This is a genomic window from Solirubrobacter phytolaccae, from assembly GCF_027587195.1.
Classification (GTDB): Bacteria; Actinomycetota; Thermoleophilia; order Solirubrobacterales; family Solirubrobacteraceae; genus Solirubrobacter; species Solirubrobacter phytolaccae.
The window spans coordinates 1-18,112 of the sequence record NZ_JAPDDP010000112.1 but is presented as its reverse complement, the minus strand read 5'-3'; the positions used below and the strand labels follow the sequence as shown (position 1 = coordinate 18,112).

Annotated in this window: 15 protein-coding genes and 1 pseudogene; 14 read left to right on the top strand and 2 right to left on the bottom strand. The window is 73.0% G+C overall.

Going from position 1 to position 18,112, the window contains the following annotated elements:
* Nucleotides 1-126 precede the first annotated feature (126 nt).
* Nucleotides 127-735 (bottom strand): TetR/AcrR family transcriptional regulator, encoded by a 609-nt coding sequence (locus tag OJ997_RS34210; protein ID WP_270029926.1) that lies wholly within the window; start codon nt 733-735, stop codon nt 127-129.
* A 25-nt stretch (nt 736-760) separates the two neighbouring features.
* On the opposite strand from OJ997_RS34210, the gene OJ997_RS34205 reads away from it, so the two are divergent.
* Genes OJ997_RS34205 through OJ997_RS34145 form a run of 13 tightly spaced genes read left to right on the top strand, consistent with a single transcriptional unit; the run spans nt 761 to nt 16,160 of the window.
* Nucleotides 761-1,885, top strand: coding sequence for an acyl-CoA dehydrogenase family protein (locus OJ997_RS34205; RefSeq protein WP_270029925.1), 1,125 nt, complete (start codon nt 761-763; stop codon nt 1,883-1,885).
* Nucleotides 1,882-3,762 (top strand): acetate--CoA ligase family protein, encoded by a 1,881-nt coding sequence (locus OJ997_RS34200; protein ID WP_270029924.1) that lies wholly within the window; start codon nt 1,882-1,884, stop codon nt 3,760-3,762. The genes OJ997_RS34205 and OJ997_RS34200 overlap by 4 nt, the downstream gene beginning before the upstream one ends.
* Nucleotides 3,759-5,351 carry a phytoene desaturase family protein gene (locus OJ997_RS34195; RefSeq protein WP_270029923.1) on the top strand — a complete coding sequence of 531 codons (1,593 nt, stop codon included), beginning with the start codon at nt 3,759-3,761 and terminating at the stop codon, nt 5,349-5,351. Before OJ997_RS34200 ends, OJ997_RS34195 begins: the two co-directional genes overlap by 4 nt.
* A gap of 57 nt (nt 5,352-5,408) precedes the next feature.
* The gene (locus OJ997_RS34190; RefSeq protein ID WP_270029922.1) at nt 5,409-8,930 is read left to right on the top strand and encodes an ATP-binding protein; all 3,522 of its coding nucleotides are present in this window, start codon (nt 5,409-5,411) and stop codon (nt 8,928-8,930) included.
* Nucleotides 8,931-8,984: 54 nt separating this feature from the next.
* Nucleotides 8,985-10,334 (top strand): FAD-binding oxidoreductase, encoded by a 1,350-nt coding sequence (locus OJ997_RS34185; RefSeq protein WP_270029921.1) that lies wholly within the window; start codon nt 8,985-8,987, stop codon nt 10,332-10,334.
* A gap of 13 nt (nt 10,335-10,347) precedes the next feature.
* On the top strand, nt 10,348-10,917 hold the full coding sequence (locus OJ997_RS34180) for a pyridoxamine 5'-phosphate oxidase family protein (RefSeq protein ID WP_270029920.1): 570 nt from the start codon (nt 10,348-10,350) through the stop codon (nt 10,915-10,917).
* Nucleotides 10,914-11,261: a VOC family protein gene (locus OJ997_RS34175; RefSeq protein ID WP_270029919.1), complete on the top strand. Its 348-nt coding sequence runs from the start codon at nt 10,914-10,916 to the stop codon at nt 11,259-11,261. Before OJ997_RS34180 ends, OJ997_RS34175 begins: the two co-directional genes overlap by 4 nt.
* The gene (locus OJ997_RS34170; RefSeq protein WP_270029918.1) at nt 11,218-11,559 is read left to right on the top strand and encodes a CrcB family protein; all 342 of its coding nucleotides are present in this window, start codon (nt 11,218-11,220) and stop codon (nt 11,557-11,559) included. Before OJ997_RS34175 ends, OJ997_RS34170 begins: the two co-directional genes overlap by 44 nt.
* A complete protein-coding gene (locus OJ997_RS34165; RefSeq protein WP_270029916.1) occupies nt 11,556-11,861 on the top strand; it encodes a CrcB family protein in 306 nt (101 codons plus the stop codon). The genes OJ997_RS34170 and OJ997_RS34165 overlap by 4 nt, the downstream gene beginning before the upstream one ends.
* Nucleotides 11,862-11,894: 33 nt before the next feature.
* On the top strand, nt 11,895-13,088 hold the full coding sequence (locus OJ997_RS34160; protein ID WP_270029915.1) for a PP2C family protein-serine/threonine phosphatase: 1,194 nt from the start codon (nt 11,895-11,897) through the stop codon (nt 13,086-13,088).
* Nucleotides 13,085-14,626, top strand: a complete 1,542-nt coding sequence (locus OJ997_RS34155; RefSeq protein ID WP_270029913.1) for a sensor histidine kinase — start codon at nt 13,085-13,087, stop codon at nt 14,624-14,626. The genes OJ997_RS34160 and OJ997_RS34155 overlap by 4 nt, the downstream gene beginning before the upstream one ends.
* On the top strand, nt 14,623-15,069 hold the full coding sequence (locus OJ997_RS34150; protein ID WP_270029912.1) for a response regulator: 447 nt from the start codon (nt 14,623-14,625) through the stop codon (nt 15,067-15,069). Before OJ997_RS34155 ends, OJ997_RS34150 begins: the two co-directional genes overlap by 4 nt.
* Entirely contained in the window at nt 15,066-16,160 is a 1,095-nt protein-coding gene (locus OJ997_RS34145) for a PQQ-dependent sugar dehydrogenase (RefSeq protein WP_270029911.1), read from the top strand. The genes OJ997_RS34150 and OJ997_RS34145 overlap by 4 nt, the downstream gene beginning before the upstream one ends.
* Before the next feature lie 95 nt (nt 16,161-16,255).
* On the opposite strand, the gene OJ997_RS34140 is transcribed toward OJ997_RS34145, so the two are convergent.
* Nucleotides 16,256-17,497, bottom strand: coding sequence for an MFS transporter (locus OJ997_RS34140; RefSeq protein ID WP_270029910.1), 1,242 nt, complete (start codon nt 17,495-17,497; stop codon nt 16,256-16,258).
* A 37-nt stretch (nt 17,498-17,534) separates the two neighbouring features.
* Here OJ997_RS34140 and OJ997_RS34135 point away from each other — a divergent pair.
* Nucleotides 17,535-18,112 (top strand): annotated as a pseudogene (locus tag OJ997_RS34135) (hypothetical protein); the annotation flags it as partial.

The window sequence follows — 18,112 nt, the reverse complement described above, 5'->3', positions numbered from 1 at the left end:
GCAGAGGACGCGGTTCTCGTTGACGCCCATGACCATCAGCCGCAGGCCGGCCATCCACGCGCGACGCCACGCCCGGCCACGCCACGCCCGACCTCGCCGCGCGCCGCCACGCCGCGCGCGTCGCGGCTATTCGGCGGCCAGGCCCAGCCCGGGCGCGATCGCGGCCCAGACCTCCGCGCGGGCGCGCTCGACCGGCATCTGCGGGTCCTCGGTCAGCGCGCGGATGCCGTAGCCGTCCAGCAGCGCGAGCAGGTGGTCGACGGTGCGGTCGCGGTCGGCGACGCGCAGCTCACCGCTCGCCTCGCCCTCCTCGATCGCGGCCGAGAACCATGCGTGCATGCGGGCGTACAGGCGGGCGGCGATCGGGCGCAGGTCCGGCTGGCGCGCGGCGTGCAGCCACAGCTCGACCCACAGCATCCAGTCGTCGCGCAGCGAGTCCTCGGTCGGCAGGCACTGGTCGATCATCCAACGCAGGCGTTCCTCGGCCGCGACCGGCTCGTCCGCGCGGCTCGTCCGGATGTCGCCGGCGAGCTCGTAGGAGTGCTCGAGCGCTTCGGCGAGCAGGGTGTCGCGGCTGGCGAAGTGGTAGTGCAGGAGGCTGGCGCTGACGCCCGCCTGCATCGCGATCCGGGCGATCCGGACGTCGTGGATGCCCTCCCGTGCGATCAGCTGCACGGCGGCGTCCAGGATGCGGGCCCGCGCGCTGGCGCGGGCGGCGGCACGGCTCTCCTCCACGGCGCGCAACCTACAGGAGGACCCTGTGAATTCAGCGGGTGAGCGAGCGCGGGCGTTCGTCGACGAGGTCCTGATCCCGTGCGAGGTCCAAGCGGAGCTCGGGCGGATCTCCGCCGACGACGTCGCGCTGATCCGCCGGGAGGCCCTCGCGCGCGAGATCTCCGGCGGGCTGCACGCGCGCGAGCACGGCGGGCAGGGGTGGACGCACGTGGAGTGGTTCCTCGTCGAAGAGCAGTTCGGGCGCTCGACCAACGCGCTCTCCTGGCACGTGCCGACGGCCTACAACGTGCTCGCGCACGGGTCGCCGGAGCAGATCGAGCGGTGGCTCAAGCCCGCGCTCCGCGGCGAGCTGCACGATGCCTACGCCGTGACGGAGGAGCACGCGGGCTCGGACCCGTCCGGGATCGCGACGACCGCGACGCGAGTCGCCGACGGCTGGCGGCTCGACGGCGAGAAGTGGTTCGTGACCTACGGCGACGTCGCGGCGGTCTTCATCGTCATGGCGCTCGCGCCGTCGCCCACGCTGTTCCTGGTGCCGGCGGACACGCCCGGGATCTCCGTGGTCGACGATCCGCCGTTCACGCACACCTATCCGCACGGGCACCCGACGATCCGCTTCGACGGCGTGCTCGTGGGCGAGGACGCGGTGATCGGCGGCGTGGGTGGCGGCGACGACCTCCAGCGCGCGTGGTTCGCCGAGGAGCGGCTCGGGATCGCGGCGCGCGGCTGCGGCGCGATGCTGCGCCTGATCGAGGAGACCACGGCGTGGGCGATCGCCCGCGAGCAGGGCGGGGCGCGGATCATCGATCACCAGGGCGTCGCGTTTCCCTTGGCCGATTCCGCCGCGGACGCCGCTGCCGGACGGCTGCTGGGATTGGAGGTGGCGCGCCTGGCCGACGCGGGCGAGGACCCCAAGGTGGTGCACGCGAAGGCGTCAATGGCGAAGCTGTTCGTCAGCGAGGCCGCGAACCGCTGCGCCGACCGTTGCCTGCAGATCTGGGGTGGCCGCGGCTACACGCGCACGAACGTCGCCGAGCGCTTCTGGCGCGAGCTCCGCGTGGACCGCATCTGGGAGGGCACGAGCGAGATCCAGCGCCTGATCGTCGCCCGCGCCCTGGAGCGCCGCGGCGTCCAGCGGGTGCTGTGGTGAACCTGTTCGCGCCGCGGTCGGTCGCCGTCGTCGGCGCGTCCGAGCGCGCGGGCTCGTACGGGGGCGAGGTGCTGCTGAACCTCGAGAGGCTCGGCTATGGCGGGCGCGTGTTCGCCGTGAACCCGCGCCGCGCCTCGGTGCACGGTGTGGCCGCGGTACCGTCGCTGGACGCGTTGCCCGAGGTGCCGGACGCCGTCGTGGTCGCGGTGCCGGCGGCGGACGCGACGGACGTCGTGGCCCACGCGGCGTCGCTCGGCGTGAGTGGCGCGGTCGTGTTTGCGGCAGGGTTCGCCGAAGCGCGCCAGGACGGACTGCAGTCGCGGCTGATCGCAGCCGCCCGCGGGATGCCGGTGTGCGGCCCGAACGGCAACGGCATCGTCTCCCTGCCCGACCGCGTTGCGCTGTGGGGCGACCCGATCCGCCGCGTCGAGGCCGGCCCGGTCGCGCTGATCTCCCAGTCCGGCAACGTGGCCGTGAACGCGCTCGCCTCGCGCCGCGGGCTGCGCCTGCACACGGTCGTCTCCTGCGGCAACCAGGCCGTCCTCGACGCCGCGGACTTCCTCGCGGCGGTCGCACAACGCGAAGGCGTCCGCTCGGTCGCGCTGTACCTGGAGGACGACGGCGAGGGCGAACGCTGGCGCGCGGCGCTGGAGATCTGCGCGCGGGCCGACGTGCGCGTCGCGGTCCTGAAGGCGGGCTCCTCCCGCGCCGGCCGCGCCGCGGCGGAAGCGCACACCGGCGCCGTCGCGGGCGACCAGCGCGTCTTCCGCGCCCTGTTCGAAGAGTGCGGCGCCGCCTGGGTGGAGGACCCGCACGACCTCCTGGAGGTCGCGAAGGCGCTGGGTGCGCGCGACCGTCGAAGTCCGAGAGGCGCGGGCGGCACGACCTTGCCGGGCGGCGCCGGTGCCGCCGCGGGCGTGGCGGTCATGACGTGCTCCGGCGGCGACTCCGCCGTGGCCGCCGACCTCGCCGCCAAGCTCGGCGTCGACCTGCCCGTGCTCGCGCCCGCGACCGTCGCCGCGCTCGAGGTGCACCTGCCGGCCGCGGCCACGGCCGGGAACCCACTCGACTACACGGCGTTGCTGTGGGACGACGTCGGAGCGCTCCAAGCCCTGATCGAAGCGCTCGGCCACGACCCGGACGTGGCCCGCGTGCTCGTGCTCTTCGACGCCTACGACGGGCCCGCGCCGATCCTCGACGCGGTCGCACGTGCCGACGTCCCCACGCTCGTCGCCTCGACGATCCCCGAGCTGATGCCCGAGGGCGGCGTCGCCGGGCTGCGCAGCGGGCTGCTCGCCGCGAAGGCGCTCGCCACCGAGCCCGACCCGAACCGCATCGCCGCGCTCGAGCGCCGGGTCGAGCGCGGGGCGCCGATCCCCGAGCACGAAGCCAAGGCGATCCTGCGCGCCGTGGGCGTTCCCGTGCCCGAAGGGTGCATCGCCACCGACGCTAACGACGCGCAGACACTCGCCGACGAGCTCAGCCCGGTCGCGATGAAGGCCACGAACCTGCGACACAAAGCGGCCGCCGGCGGCGTCGAGCTGAACGTGCAAGACCCTCGCGCCGCGTTCGCCCGCGGCCTCACCTACGTGGAGCAGATGGCCGCGCCCGGGCTGGAGCTGCTGGTCTCGGTCGACCGCACGGCGTTCGTGCCGGTGCTGGTGGTCGGCCTCGGCGGCGCGCACACCGAGCTGCTCGACCGCGTGACCATCATCCCGCTTCCGGTGCCGCGCGAGCGGATCGACCCGCGCGTGGCCGACATCGCCCTCGCGCTGCAACGACTTCCGCTCGCCCTGATCGAGCTCAACCCCGTGATCGTGCACGCGGACGGCGCCGTCGCCGTCGATGCCCTGGCCGACGAGGAGGCAACGCCATGAACGAGATCGCCGCGAAGCTGGGGGAGGTCGGGCTGCCGGCGCCCATCGCCGAGCTGGCCGCCAAGACGTGGGACGCGGTCATCGTCGGGGGCGGCCACAACGGCCTGACCGCTGCCGCCTACCTGGCGAGAGCCGGCCAACAGGTCCTCGTCCTCGAACGTCGCGAGCGGCTCGGCGGCGCGTGCACGCTCGAGCGACCGTTCCCCGACCAGCGGTACAGCGTGAGCCCGTGCGCGTACGTCGTCGGCCTGCTCGACGAGCTCGTGATCAAGGAGCTGAACCTGAGGCAACGCGGCTTCGAGTGCTACGTCGCCGACCCCAACCTGTGGGTCCCGTTCGAGGACGGCACGTCGTTCGGCCAGTGGCTCGACGACGCCAAGACCCAGCGCAACCTCGAGGAGCTGAAGGTCTCCAAGCAGGACATCGACGGCTACTGGGCCTACGAGCACCTCTTCGACGAGATCCGCCAGCGCCTGCGCACCCGCGGCCGCGACTCCTGGCTCGACGCCACCCCGACCCGCGCCGAGATCGAAGAGCTCCTGCACGGCGAGCGGCACATGATCGACATCGTCTTCAGCGCCTCGATCGCCGATGTCCTCGACGACTACATGCAGGACCAACGCCTGAAGGACGCGCTCTTCGGCCAGGGCGTGATCGCGGCCTACGGCGGCCCGAAGGACCCGGGCACGGCGTCCATCAAGCTCATGCACTACCAGGGCGACCTCGAAGGCCAGGGCCCGGTCTGGGGCTACGTCAAGGGCGGCATGGGGATGATCAGCTTCGCGATCGCCGACGCCGCCCGCGAGGCCGGCGCCACCCTCGCCACCGGCGTCCCGGTGGCACGGATCACCCCCGGCGAGGGCGTCACGCTCGAGGACGGCACCACCATCAGCGCCCGCACCGTCCTCTGCAACGCGGACCCCAAGCGCGCGCTGACGATGCTCCAGGACATCCCCGCCGACTACGAGCAGCGGCTCACCGACTGGAAGATCCGCAGCCCCGTCGTGAAGTTCAACGCCGCCCTCACCGCGCTGCCGAACTTCACGGCCGCGCACAACCAGACCTGGCCCGCCCGCGCCACGATCGACGTGACGGAGGGCCTCGAAGCCGCCCAACGCGCCTTCGAGCGCTGCGACCGGGGCGAGCCCGCGGTCGGCTTCGGCGAGATCTACGTCCAGACGGGCTACGACCAGACGCCGGCCCCGCAAGGCCGCCACCTGCTCAGCGTCTTCGGCCAGTACGCGCCCTACGCGATGGACTGGAGCACGCGCCGGAACGAGGTCGCGCGCCAGTTCATCGACCTGATCGCCCGCTTCGCCCCGAACTTCCCGGACATCATCGAAAGCTACGAGGTGCTCGGCCCGCCGGACATCGAGGAGCGCATCGGCCTCACCCAGGGCAACATCTTCCAGGGCGAGGTCACCCCGGACCAGATGTGGGAGCACCGGCTGAGCCCGCGCACGCCGATCGAGGGGTTCTACTTCTGCGGCGCCGCGACCCATCCGGGCGGCAGCGTGATCGCCCTCAACGGCCGCAACGCGGCGATGGCCGTACTCGAAGACTCGCGAGTCGGCGCGCCTGCACGGTAGATTCTCCGCGTGGTCGTGAGGGACTCGACCCGCATCCAGCTATGCGGTCGACTCATCGTGGAGCTCCAGGGACGGAGGCTCGAAGACTCGCTGCGTGGGCGTCAGGGACGCCTCCTGCTCGCGTACCTCGCGATCAACCGCGACCGGCCGGTCCGCCGCGACGAGCTCGCGGAGGCGCTGTGGTCGGGCAAGGGCGCGCCGCCCGCGTACGAGTCGCTGCTCGCGCCGCCCCTCAGCCGCCTGCGCAAGGCGCTCGGCCCGGGCGTGCTCGAGGGCCGCTCGGAGCTGCAGCTCGTGCTGCCCGAGGACGCCTGGATCGACTGGGAGATCGCCCACACGCGCGTGCGTGAAGCGCGCGGCGCGCTGCCCGACCACGCGTGGGAGGCGGCCCGCGAAGCGGTCGAGATCGCCGACCGTGGCCTCCTGCCCGGCCTGGACGCGCCGTGGATCGACGACAAGCGCTCCGCCCTCGCCGACCTGCGCGTGGAGGCGCTGGAGGCGATGGCCCACGCCGGCGCGCAGCTCGGCGGCGCCGCGCTGCCCGAGGCCGAGCAGGCTGCCCGCGCCGCCGTGCAGTCCCAGCCCTTCCGGGAGTCGGCCCGCGGCGCGCTGATGGAGGTCCTCAAGGCACGCGGGAACGTCAACGAGGCGTTGCGCGTGTACGAGGACATCCGCGTCCTGTTGCGTGAGGAGCTCGGCAGCTCCCCGAGCGCCGCGCTCGTCGCGCTCCACCAGCAGCTCCTGCGCGACGACGGCCCGCCCGCAACCGCCGCGCCCGAACCGCCCAAGGCCAAGCCGGTCCCGCGCTCCTCGACGCTCGTCGAGCGCGATCGCGAGGTCCACGTCCTCGACAACCTGCTCGCCGAGGCGACCCTCGGCGAGGGCCGCGCGGTGCTGATCGAAGGGCCGCCGGGCATCGGCAAGTCGCGGTTGCTGGCCGAGTTCCGCCGCCGCGCGGTCGACGAGGGCGCGACGGTGCTGAACGCGCGTGCGGGTGAGCTCGAGCGCGAGTACCCGTTCGGCGTCGTGCGCCAGCTGTTCGAGGGGGTGGTCGCCGACCCGTCCGTCCTGACGGGCGCGGCAGCGGCGGCCGGCGTCGTGTTCGCCTCGCCCGAGAACGGCGTCCCCGCCGGCGACGCGAGCTTCGCCGCCCTGCACGGCCTGTACTGGCTCACGCTCAACCTCGCCGCCGAGCGCCCGCTGCTGCTCGAGGTCGACGACCTGCACTGGTGCGACCGCCCGAGCCTGCGCTTCCTCGCCTACCTGGTGCGCCGCCTGGAGGGCCAGCCCGTGCTCGTCACGGCGGGCGTGCGGACCGGCGACGCGCCCACGGACGCCGCGCTGCTCGCGGAGATCGCCAACGACCCGGCGACCGCCCACGTGCGGCCCGGCCCGCTCTCCGAAGAAGCCGTCGGCCAGCTCGTCGCCAAGCGCCTCGGCGCCGAGCCCGACGACGCCTTCCGCCAGGCCTGCCACCTCACGACGGGCGGCAACCCGCTCCTCGTCCGCCAGCTGCTGAACGCGCTGGAGACCGACCACGTCAAGCCGGACGCCGCCCACGCGGACGTCGTGCGGGCGATCGGCTCGCGCGCGGTCTCGAGCTCGGTCCTGCTGCGCCTGGCGCGGCTGCCGGGGGAGGCCGCGAGCGTCGCGCGGGCCGTCGCGGTGCTCGGCGAGAGCGCCGACCTGCCGTCCGTCGCGGGCCTGTCCGGCCTGGACGAGGCGCAGGTCGCGGGCGCGATGGCCGCCCTGGCGCGGGCGGAGATCCTGCGCCCGGAGCCGCCGCCGGGCTTCGTGCACCCGCTCGTCCGCGACGCGGTCTACACCGGGCTGCCGCTGGGGGAGCGCGAGCTGCTGCACGCCCGCGCCGCCGGCGTGCTGCGCGAGCGTGGCGCGAGCCTGGACCAGATCGCGGGCCAGCTCATGCTCACGCCCGGGCGCGGGGACGCGCAGGTCGCTCGGCTCTTGCACGAGGCGGGGAACGCGGCGATGGCGCGCGGCGCGGTCGACAGCTGCGTCGGCTACCTGCAGCGCTCGCTCGAGGAGCCGCCGGCCGCCGCGGATCGCCCGCACCTGCTGCTGGACCTGGGGGAGGCTGAGGCACTCGTCCGCGGCCCCGACAGCGCGCTGCACCTGCGCGAGGCCTACGACGGGCTGACCGACACGCGCCTGCGCGTGCGCGCCGCGAACGCGCTCGGCCGCGCGCTGCTGTTCACCAGCTCGCCCGCCGAGGGCTCCCGCGTGGCGCTCGAGGCCGCCGCCGCGCTGCCGCCGGAGTTCGCCGACGAGGCGCTCGGCCTGCGCGCCTTCGCGCTGATGGGCGTGCCGTTCGGGGCGATGGATCCGTCCGAGATGCACCCGATCCGCGAGTGGCGCGGCAAGCCGCTGCACACGCTGGGGGAGAAGCTCGCGGGCGCCGTCTCCGCGCTGGAGTGGACGCAGGCCGGGGGCCACATCGACGAGGTGATCCCGCAGGCGTTCGACGCGCTCGCGGGCGGCGAGGTCCAGCAGCGCGACCCGAACCTGCTCACGCTCGCCGCGCTGCTGCCGCTGATCGTCGGCGACCGTGACGAGGCGCTGCAGCTGTTCGACCTCGGGATGGTCGACGCGCACCGCCGCGGCTCGCTGTTCGCCGTCACCGGCATGTACCTGTGGCGCGGCTTCACGCTCTTCTGGCGCGGCGACCTGCTCGACGCCGAGGAGGAGCTGCGCGCCTCCTTCGACCAGGCCGAGTCCTGGGGCTACGGCCCCGACACCCTCCAGTGGAACGCCGCGCACCTCTCGTGGTGCCTGACCGAGCGCGGCAACCTCCCCGACGCGCGCACCGCGCTGATGCGCGCCCGCGAGCGCGCGCCCCGGTCCGATGGTGCCCGCTACTGGTGCAACGCGCGCCTGGAGCTGCTCGTCGCCGAGGGCTCTTACGAGGAGGCGATCGAGGCCAGCGAGGAGTACGCGGACCGCTTCCGCCACTACCACAACCCCGCGGCGGCCCGCTGGAGCGGCCTGCGTGCGGTCGCCCTGGACGCGCTCGGCATGAACAAGAAGGCCGTCGCCCTCGCCGCCGAGGAGCTGGACCGAGCGCGCGACTGGGGCGCGCCCGGCACCGTCGCCCGCTCACTGCGCGTGCTCGGCCTGCTCGAAGGTCCCGAGGGTCTCGAGCGGCTGGAGGAAGCGGTCGAGATCGTCCACCGCGGCTCCTCCCGCCTCGAGCTGGCCAAGTCGCTCGCCGCGCTGGGCGTCCTGCGCCGCCGCGCCGGCCGCCCCGATTACGCGCGCGAGCCCCTGACCCGCGCCCACGAGCTGGCCGAGGTCTGCGGCGCCGAGCGCCTGCTCGGCAACATCCGCACGGAGCTGCTCGCGGTCGGTGTCGAGCCCGAGGCGGCGATGCCGCGCGGCGTGGCCTCCCTCACGGCGACCGAGCGCCGGGTGGCCGCGCTGGCCGCCGCCGGCCGCGCCGAGCGCGAGATCGCGCAGGAGCTGTTCGTCACCCCGAGGATCATCGAGATCAAGCTGGGCAGCGCGCTCCGGAAGCTGGGCGCGAGCTCCACCCGCGAGCTCGCGCACGCGCTCGAGACGTAACCCGGCAACGTCACGGCAAGACTCGGGCAACCCGGCCCGGCGATCGTCCCGGCCATGACGATGATCGATCCCGTCCCCGCCCTGCGGGACCTCTGCGGTGGCGCTGTCGCACTCCCCGGGGACGACGGCTATGACGCCGCCCGGTCGGGGTTCAACCTCGCGCTCGACCAGCGTCCGGCCGCCGTCGCCTATCCCGCCGACGCGGCCGAGGTCGCGGAGGTCATCCACGCCGCCAAGGCCGCGGGCCTGCGCGTCGCCGGCCAGGCGACGGGCCACAACGCAGCGCCGCTCGGCGACGTCAGCGGCACGGTGCTCGTCAAGACGAGCGGGATGCGCCGCGTGGAGATCGATCCGGCCGCCCGCATCGCCCGCACGGAGGCGGGCGCGCTGTGGGAGGACGTCATCGACGCCGCCGCGCCGCACGGGCTGATCGCGCTGCACGGCTCCTCGCCGACGGTCGGCGTGACCGGGTACTCGCTCGGCGGCGGCATGGGCTGGCTCGCTCGCAGCCACGGGCTGCAGGCCAACAGCGTCACGGCGATCGAGCTCGTCACGGCCGACGGGCAGCAGGTGCGCACGGACGCGCAGCACGACCCCGAGCTGTTCTGGGCGCTGCGGGGCGGCGGCGGCAACTTCGGGATCGTCACCGCGCTCGAGTTCCGGCTCTTCCCGCTGCGGGAGATCTGCGCGGGCTTCATGCTCTGGGACTGGACGGAGGCCGGGCGGATCGTCACGGCCTGGAGCGAATGGGCCAAGGACGCGCCCGACCACGTCACGACGTCGCTGCGGATCATGCAGCTGCCGCCGCTGGAGGAGCTCCCGGAGTTCCTGCGCGGGCGCCGGATCGTGATGATCGACGGCGCGGTGCAGGGCGATCCCGCCGTGCTCGACCCGCTGCGCGCGCTCGCCCCGGAGCTGGACACGTTCGGGACGGTGCCCGCGCCGGCGCTCGCCCGCCTGCACCAGGACCCGGAGGACCCGATGCCGGTCATGGCCGACACGGCGCTGATCGCGACGCTGCCGGCTGAGGCGATCGCCGAGCTGATCGACCTCGCCGGCCCCGGCTCCGGCAGCTCGCTGGACGCCGTCGAGCTGCGCCAGTGCGGTGGCGCGCTGCGTCGCGCGACGCCCGGCCACGGCGCCGCCGCGGGCGTGAACGCCGACTTCGTCCTGTTCATGGGCGGGCTCGTGCTCAGCCACGAGATGGCCGCCGAGAAGAAGGGGCGGATGCTCGAGATCAAGGCCGCGCTGGCGCCGTGGACGAACGCCGGCCACTACCTGAACTTCGCCGAGGACCAGGTGGACATGTCCGAGACCTTCAGCACCGACGCGTGGGCGCGCCTGTGCGACGTCAAGGACCGCGTGGACCCGGAGAACGTCATCCACGCCAACCACGCCATCTAAACTCAGCCGCCATATGGGGCGGATCTACGAGAGCATCGACGGCCACCTGCGCAAGTGGATCGGCAACCAGTCGATGTTCTTCGTCGGCACCGCCCCGGCGGCGGCGGACGGCCACATCAACGTCTCGCCGAAGGGCCCGATGGGCTCGCTGCAGATCCTCGACGACCACACGGTCGCCTACCTGGACATCGTCGGCAGCGGCGCGGAGACGATCGCGCACATCCGTGAGAACGGTCGCGTGATCGTCATGTTCTGCGCCTTCCAGGGCCCGCCGCGGATCCTGCGCCTGCACGGCCGCGGTGAAGTCGTCCTGCCGGGCGACCCGAGGTTCGACGAGCTGCTGGCCGTCGGCTTCACCGAGCCGGAGGCCCCGGAGGCGCGGCGCGCGATCATCGTCGTGCACGTGCAGCGCGTCGCCGACTCGTGCGGCTACGGCGTGCCGCTGCTCGCCTACGAGGGCGAGCGCCCGCACAGCGACCTGTCAACCGCGAAGCGTCTGCGGGTAGAAGGTCCAGACGCCATGCGCACCTACGAGGCCAAGCACAACCGCGAGTCCATCGACGGCCTACCCGCCCTCTCATGAGCATCCGCGGCGTCCACACCATCATCTTCGGCGAGAACGCCGACGCCATCCGGGACTTCCTGCGCGACGTCATCGACCTCGACTACGTCGAAGCGGGCGGCGGCTGGCCGATCTTCAAGCTGCCGCCGGGTGAGCTGTCCGCCCACCCGAGCGAGGCGTCGGGCCACTACGAGCTGTACCTGATGTGCGACGACATCGAGACGACCAAGGCCGAGCTGGAAGCGAAGGGCGTGGAGTTCACGGCGCCCGTCCGCGACCAGGGCTGGGGTCTCGTGACGGCGATCAAGGTCCCCGGCGGCGGTGAGCTCGGCCTCTACCAGCCGCTCCACGCCACCGCGATCTGAGGTCCTGGCGGTCTTCGCGGGCGGGTGCCTCGGCGCGCTCGCCCGGGCCGGCGTCAACGAGCTCCTGCCGGTGCCGTGGCACACGTTGCTCGTCAACGTGCTCGGCGCGTTCCTCCTCGGCGTGGTCGTCACCCGCTCGCCGCGTTTCCTCGGCACGGGCTTCTGCGGCGCGTTCACGACCTTCTCGACCCTGCAGGTCGAGCTGCTCGAGGAGCTCGCGATCGGTGAAGCCGTCGCCTACGCGGCCGGCTCGATCGTCCTCGGGTACGCCGCGGTCCTTCTCGGGCGGCGCGTGTGAACGTCCTCCTGCTCGCGCTCGCGGGCGGCACCGGTGCCGTCCTGCGCTTCCTCGTCTCCTCGCGTCTGCCGGTCCCGTACGGCACGCTGGCCGTGAACCTCAGCGGCGCCTTCGCACTCGGCCTGATCGGTGAGAACCTCGTGCTCGGTACAGGGTTCGTCGGCGCGTACACGACGTTCTCGACGTGGATGCTCGAGTCCGAGCAGCTGTCGCGCCGCGGCGCGGCGCTCAACATCGCGGGCAGCCTCGCCCTCGGGCTGGCCGCCGCGCAACTGGGGATTACGCTGCGAACGGCTGGGTAGAGTGGACCGGCCCTCGGCCCGTACCCACTGATCTTGACTCCCCCTGAGACCGTCAACCGAGCCCCGCGTGACACCGCGGCGAGCTCCGGGCCCATCCGCCTCCTGCTCGTCGAAGACGACGACGGCGACGCGCTGCTCGTCGAGGAGCTGTTCAACATCAGCGGCGCCTACATGGAGATCGTGCGTGCGCAGACGCTCGCCGAGGCGCGCCGCGAGAACCTCGCCGAGATCGACTGCGTGCTGCTGGACCTTGACCTGCCGGACGCCCAGGGCCTGTCCGGCCTGCACCGCCTGAAGGCCGACCGCGCGGACATCGCCGTGCTCGTCCTCACCGGCCTCGACGACGAGCGTCGCGGGATGGAAGCCGTCGGCGCGGGCGCGCAGGACTACCTCGTCAAGGGCCAGATCGACGGCCAGGGCCTCACGCGCGCCGTGCACTACGCGGTCGAGCGCCTGCGGGCCGACGAGGCGCGCCGCGAACTCGAGGTCGCGCGCCTGCACGCCGAGGAGAACGCCCGGCTCGAGCGCGGCCTGCTGCCCGCGCCGCTCGTCCACGACGATGCGCTCCTGCTGAGCGCCCACTACCGCCCGGGCCGCCGTCGCGCGCTGCTCGGCGGCGACTTCTACGACGCCGTCCAGACCGCCGACGGCACGGTCCACGCCGTCATCGCCGACGTCTCCGGCCACGGCCCGGACGCCGCCGCGCTCGGCGTCTCGCTGCGGATCGCCTGGCGCACGCTGATCGTCGGCGGACGCGAGCCGGACGAGCTGCTGCCGACGCTGCAGGTCATGCACGGCCACGAGCGCCACCACAACTGGATGTTCACCACGCTCTGCATGGTCACGATCGCGCCCGACAAGCGCCGCGTGAAGATCCAGCTTGCCGGCCATCCGCCGCCGATGCTGATCACCGACGACGAGATCGTGTCGCTCGAGCCCGCGCAGGGCGAGCCGCCGCTCGGCGTCGTCGACGACTTCCGCTGGACCGCGCACGAGCACGAGCTGCCCGAGCGCTGGTCGCTGCTGCTCTACACCGACGGACTGATCGAGGGCCGCACCGGCATCGGCGCCGCGCGGCTCGGTGGCGAAGGGCTCGCCGCCATGGTCCGGGGTGAGGTCGACAAGGGCTCGCCGAGCCTGGTCGCCGCGCTCGTCGAACGCGCCGAGGAGCTCAACGGCGGTCCGCTGCTGGACGACGTCGCCGCGTTCCTGGTGCGCACGCAGTGAAGTGGCCACGTCGCCGCGGTAAGCGGCTGCGGGCCGGGCAGTACTTCGCCCGCGGCGTCGCCTTCCTGGTCTTCATCGCGATCGTCGGCACCGTGCGCAGCGTGTTCGCGCTCAACGCGCTGAGCCAGGCGCGCTCGGAGCTCATCGACCAGCTCGGCCCGACCGCGCTCTCGGCCAACGACATCTCGATCGCGATGCTCGACCAGGAGACCGGCCTGCGCGGGTACGTGCTCTCCGGCGAGCGGACCTTCCTGGTGCCGTTCCTGAGCGGACGGCGTGACGCGGAGGCCGCGCTCGAGCGGCTCGAAGGCCAGCTTCGCTTCGAGAGCGTGCAACCGTTCCGGGAGGAGATCGAGGAGATCGCCGGCTCCGCCCGCGACTGGGAGCTCAACTACGCCGACCCCACGGTCGAAGAGGCCAGCTCCAACCCCGGCGGCCCGCGGAGCATCGCCCAGGTCAAGGCCGGCAAGGCGCGGTTCGACCGCTTCCGGCAGTCGGTGCGCCGGCTCAACGTCGTGCTCGGCCCGGCGCGCGCGGACGGTCGCGAGGCGCTGCGCGAGAACGCCCGGATCGTCACGTTCTGGACGATCTTCACCGGCGTCGTGATCCTGCTCAGCCTCGCGCTCGTGGCGTGGCTGCTGCGCAAGCAGATGATCGCTCCGCTGCAGACGCTCGCCGGGCGCGTGCGCGACGTCGCGCGCGGCGACTATGAGCGCGAGGTCACGGCCGAAGGCGCGGCGGAGGTGGTCGAGCTCGCGGAGGACGTGGAATCGATGCGCGCGCGGATCGTCGCCGAGCTGGCGGCGCTCCAGACGGCCGAGGCCGACCTGCGGCGCTCGAACCAGGAGCTCGAGCAGTTCGCCTACGTCGCCTCGCACGACCTGCAGGAACCGCTGCGCAAGGTCGCGTCGTTCTGCCAGCTGCTCCAGCAGCGCTACGGCGGGCAGCTCGACGCGCGCGCCGACCAGTACATCGGCTTCGCCGTCGACGGCGCGCAGCGCATGCAGGACCTCATCAACGACCTGCTCGCGTTCTCCCGCGTGGGGCGGATGGAGCAGCCGCACACGGACGTCGACACGGCCAAGCTCGTCGAGCGGGCGCAGACGGACCTGTCGCGGGCGATCGAGGACAGCGGCGCGGAGGTGCTCGTCGAGGGTGAGCTGCCGGTCGTGCAGGGCGACGCCTCGCTGCTGCGGCTCGTGTTCCAGAACCTGATCGGGAACGCGATCAAGTTCCGCGCGGAGGCCGCGCCGCGCGTGGAGATCTCCGCTGAGCGCGAAGGCGAGGAATGGCGATTCCGCGTCGCCGACAACGGGATCGGCATCGATCCCGAGTACGCCGAGCGCATCTTCGTCATCTTCCAGCGGCTGCATCCGCGTAGTCAGTACGAGGGCACGGGCATAGGTTTGGCCATGTGCCGGAAGGTTGTCGAGTACCACGGAGGCAAGATGTGGCTCGACACGGGTAGTACGACGGGGTCGGGCTCTACCTTCTACTTCACCTTGCCCGCCGAACCCGCAGACACGGAGAGTCGATGACCGAAGACGACAGCCAGCCGATCAGCGTCCTCCTGGTCGAGGACGATCCCGGTGATGTCGTCCTGATCGAAGAGGCGTTCGAGCACAACAAGGTGCGCAACAGCCTCAAGATCGTCGGCGACGGCGTCGAGGCGATGGAGTACCTGCGCACGCCGGGCACCAGTCGGCCCGATCTCGTGCTGCTCGATCTCAACCTGCCGCGCAAGGACGGGCGTGAGGTGCTGGCGGAGATCAAGTCCGATCCCGCGCTGCGCTCCATCCCGGTGGTCGTGCTCACCACGTCGAAGGCGGAGGAGGACATCCTGCGCTCCTACGACCTGCACGCGAACGCCTACGTGACCAAGCCCGTGGACTTCAACCGCTTCATCGAGGTCGTGCGCCAGATCGACGAGTTCTTCGTGACCGTCGTCAAGCTGCCGGGGCATCGCCCGCCGCCACGATGAACCGGCTCGCCGTCGCTGCGTGCGCGTTGATCCTCGCCGGTTGCGGCGAGGATGCCGCTGAGCAGCCGGCGGCGACGACGACGGCGCCCGCGACCGCGACGCCGAACGAGACACCCGGGCCGTCGGCGACGCCGACGCCGACCGCCGCGCAGACCCCGGCCCGTCGCACCGTGGCGACCGGTCTCGAGGTGCCGTGGGGCATCGCGTTCCTGCCCAACGGGGACGCGCTGGTCGCCGAGCGCTCAACCGCGCGGATCCTCCGGATCCCGTCGGGCGGCGGTGATCCCGAGCGCGTGATGACCGTGCCGGGCGTGGCGCGCGACGCGGGCGAGGGCGGCCTGCTCGGGCTCGCGGTCTCGCCCTCCTACGGCGACGACGGCCTGGTCTACGCCTACTTCACGTCGACGTCCGGCGACAACCGGATCGTGCGGTTCAAGCTCGGCGAACGCGTGCGGGTCGTCCTGAAGGGACTGCGCAGCGCGTCGATCCACAACGGCGGCCGGATCGCGTTCGGCCCGGACGGCAAGCTCTACACCGGCGTCGGCGACGCGGGGGACACGTCCCTCGCGCAGAACGCCAAGTCGCGCAACGGCAAGATCCTGCGCATGAACCCGGACGGCAGCGGCGCGCGCGTCTGGTCGCTCGGGCATCGCAACGTCCAAGGGCTCGCGTGGGACCGGTCCGGGCGGCTGTGGGCGAGCGAGTTCGGCCAGAACACGCGCGACGAGGTCAACCTCATCCGGAAGGGTCGCAACTACGGGTGGCCCGAGGTCGAGGGCAACGGCTCCACGGGCGGCGGCAAGTTCACCAACCCGAAGGTGACCTGGTCGACGTCGCAGGCGTCGCCGAGCGGCGCGGCGATCATCGGGAGGAACCTGTACGTGGCCGCGCTGCAGGGCGAGTGCGTGTGGAAGATCCCGCTCGACGGGGCGTCGGCGGGCAAGCCGACGAAGATGCTGAGCGGACGCTACGGGCGGCTCCGCACGGTCGTCGCCGCGCCGGACGGCACGCTGTGGGTGGCGACGTCGAACACGGACGGGCGCGGCTCCCCGCGTTCCGGCGACGACCGGATCGTCGCGGTGAAGGTATGAATCGGCGCGTGCCGGTGTCGGACGAGGTCCTGCGCTCGATGCAGATGACCGCCGGCAACCAGGCGGTCGGCCGCGCTATCGCCGAGGGGCGGATCTCACCCGACAGCCTTGACGCGCCCGTCGTAGGCGGCGAGGGCGGGGAACAGCGCGACGATCACGGCGACGCCGACGACGCAGACGAGGCCGCCTGAGACGACGGCGATCCCGGCGGTCGTGAGTGATGCGGCCACGCCGGCCTCGAGGTCGCCGAGGCGTGGGCCGCTGGTCACGACGAGCATGAAGATCGCCGACATCCGGCCTCTGAGGTGCTCGGGCGTGACGGTCTGGTTGATGATCGAGCGGCAGACGGCGCTGATGCTGTCGGCGGCGCCGGCCACGGCGAGCAGCGCCGCCGCGAACCACAGGCTGGGCATGAACCCGGCGGCGGCGATCGCGAGGCCCCAGACGACGACAGCGCCGATCACGATCCGCCCGAGCCAGCGCGCGTGCTCGACCCAGCCGGTGGAGAGCGCGGCGACGACCGCGCCCGCGGACACCGAGGCGTAGAGGATGCCCGTGCCGGCGGCGCCCGCGTCGTAGACGGTGAGCGCGAGCACGGCGAACAGCGCGCGCGGCATCCCGAACGTCATCGCGACGAGGTCGATCGCGAACGAGCCCATCAGCGCGCTGTTGCCGCGCACGAACGTCAGGCCTTCCTTGATCGAGGTCAGGATCGGCGGGTGCGCCTGCTCGGACGGCGCCGGGTACAGGCGCGGCAGCGCGAGCGTGATCCCGATCATGATCACGAAGCCGACCGCCTGCGCGGTGTAGGCGGAGGCCGTGCCGAGCGCGGCGATCATCAGGCCGCCGAGCGCCGGGCCCGCCACCGCTGACACCTGGTGGAGCCCGTAGGTCAGGGAGAGCGCGGCCCGGAGCCGGTCTTTCGCGAGTGCGGGGACGATCGCGGAGCGCGTGACGTTGTCGAGCGTCGCGCCGGCCGCGAGCGTGGCGGCGAGCGCGAAGATCAGCGGGATCGGCGGGTCGCCGGCGAAGCTCGTCGCCGCGAGCGTGATCGCGGAGGCGGTGACGAGCGCCTGGCCCGTCAACATCAGGCGACGCCGCTCGATCCGGTCGGCGATCGCCCCGCCGAGCAGGCTGCAGACGATGATCGGCACCAGCTCGACGATCCCGAGCAGCCCGACGAGCGCCGCCGAGTCGGTCAGGACGTAGATCTGGAACGGGATCGCGACCAGCGCGGCCTGCGACCCGAGCCCCGAGAAGAGCTCGCCGATCACGAGCAGGCGCAGGTCGCGGGACGCGCGCAGGACACTCAGATCCACCGCGACTCGCCGCTTCATCGAGCGGGACAGCCTACGATGGGTAACCGTCCCCATGATGAGTCTTGACGAGCTCACCTTCGAGCTCGAACGCTTCGACTGGCACGACGGCGACCGCCTTGAAGTCCGCGGCCGATGGTTCGGCGTGCGCGGCCAGCGCTTCATGCGCCCGACCCTCCACGTCCGCGCGGGAGGCCGACGACGGCGCATGATCGCCCTCCTCGACCACAAGCCCTGGGCCCCCGACGGCGAAGGCGCCTGGATCGCCGCCTTCTCCTGGCGCGGCCCGGTCGAGGAGATCACGGCCGCCCGCCTCGAAGTCTCGCCGGACGTCGTCCTCGAACTCGGCGAACCGGGCGCGCACGGCCTCACGCTGAACCCACGCCCACGCCCGCGGCGCACGGCCCCGAAGTCGACGGCGTTCGCACCGCCGCCGAAGCCCGCGCCCGAGGCTGCCGCGCCTTTGACGGCGGCTCCGTCGGTCCCGGGCGCCGCGCCCGAGTCGGGTTCGCCACCCGCCCCAGCACCGGACTCGCCGGCCTCTTCTTCGCCGCCCGCGCGCGCCTCGGCCTCGCCTGCGCCCCCCGCCGCCGCGCCGGGCCCGGACTCGCCGGCCTCGCCCTCGGCGCCCGCGCG

What these genes read in the sequence shown, in the direction of transcription:
- OJ997_RS34195 (WP_270029923.1), top strand. Translation starts at nt 3,759, where the DNA reads ATGAACGAGATCGCCGCGAAGCTGGGGGAGGTCGGGCTGCCGGCGCCC.
- OJ997_RS34150 (WP_270029912.1), top strand. Translation starts at nt 14,623, where the DNA reads ATGACCGAAGACGACAGCCAGCCGATCAGCGTCCTCCTGGTCGAGGAC.
- OJ997_RS34175 (WP_270029919.1), top strand. Translation starts at nt 10,914, where the DNA reads ATGAGCATCCGCGGCGTCCACACCATCATCTTCGGCGAGAACGCCGAC.
- OJ997_RS34185 (WP_270029921.1), top strand. Translation starts at nt 8,985, where the DNA reads ATGACGATGATCGATCCCGTCCCCGCCCTGCGGGACCTCTGCGGTGGC.
- OJ997_RS34140 (WP_270029910.1), bottom strand. Translation starts at nt 17,497, where the DNA reads ATGAAGCGGCGAGTCGCGGTGGATCTGAGTGTCCTGCGCGCGTCCCGC.
- OJ997_RS34180 (WP_270029920.1), top strand. Translation starts at nt 10,348, where the DNA reads ATGGGGCGGATCTACGAGAGCATCGACGGCCACCTGCGCAAGTGGATC.
- OJ997_RS34145 (WP_270029911.1), top strand. Translation starts at nt 15,066, where the DNA reads ATGAACCGGCTCGCCGTCGCTGCGTGCGCGTTGATCCTCGCCGGTTGC.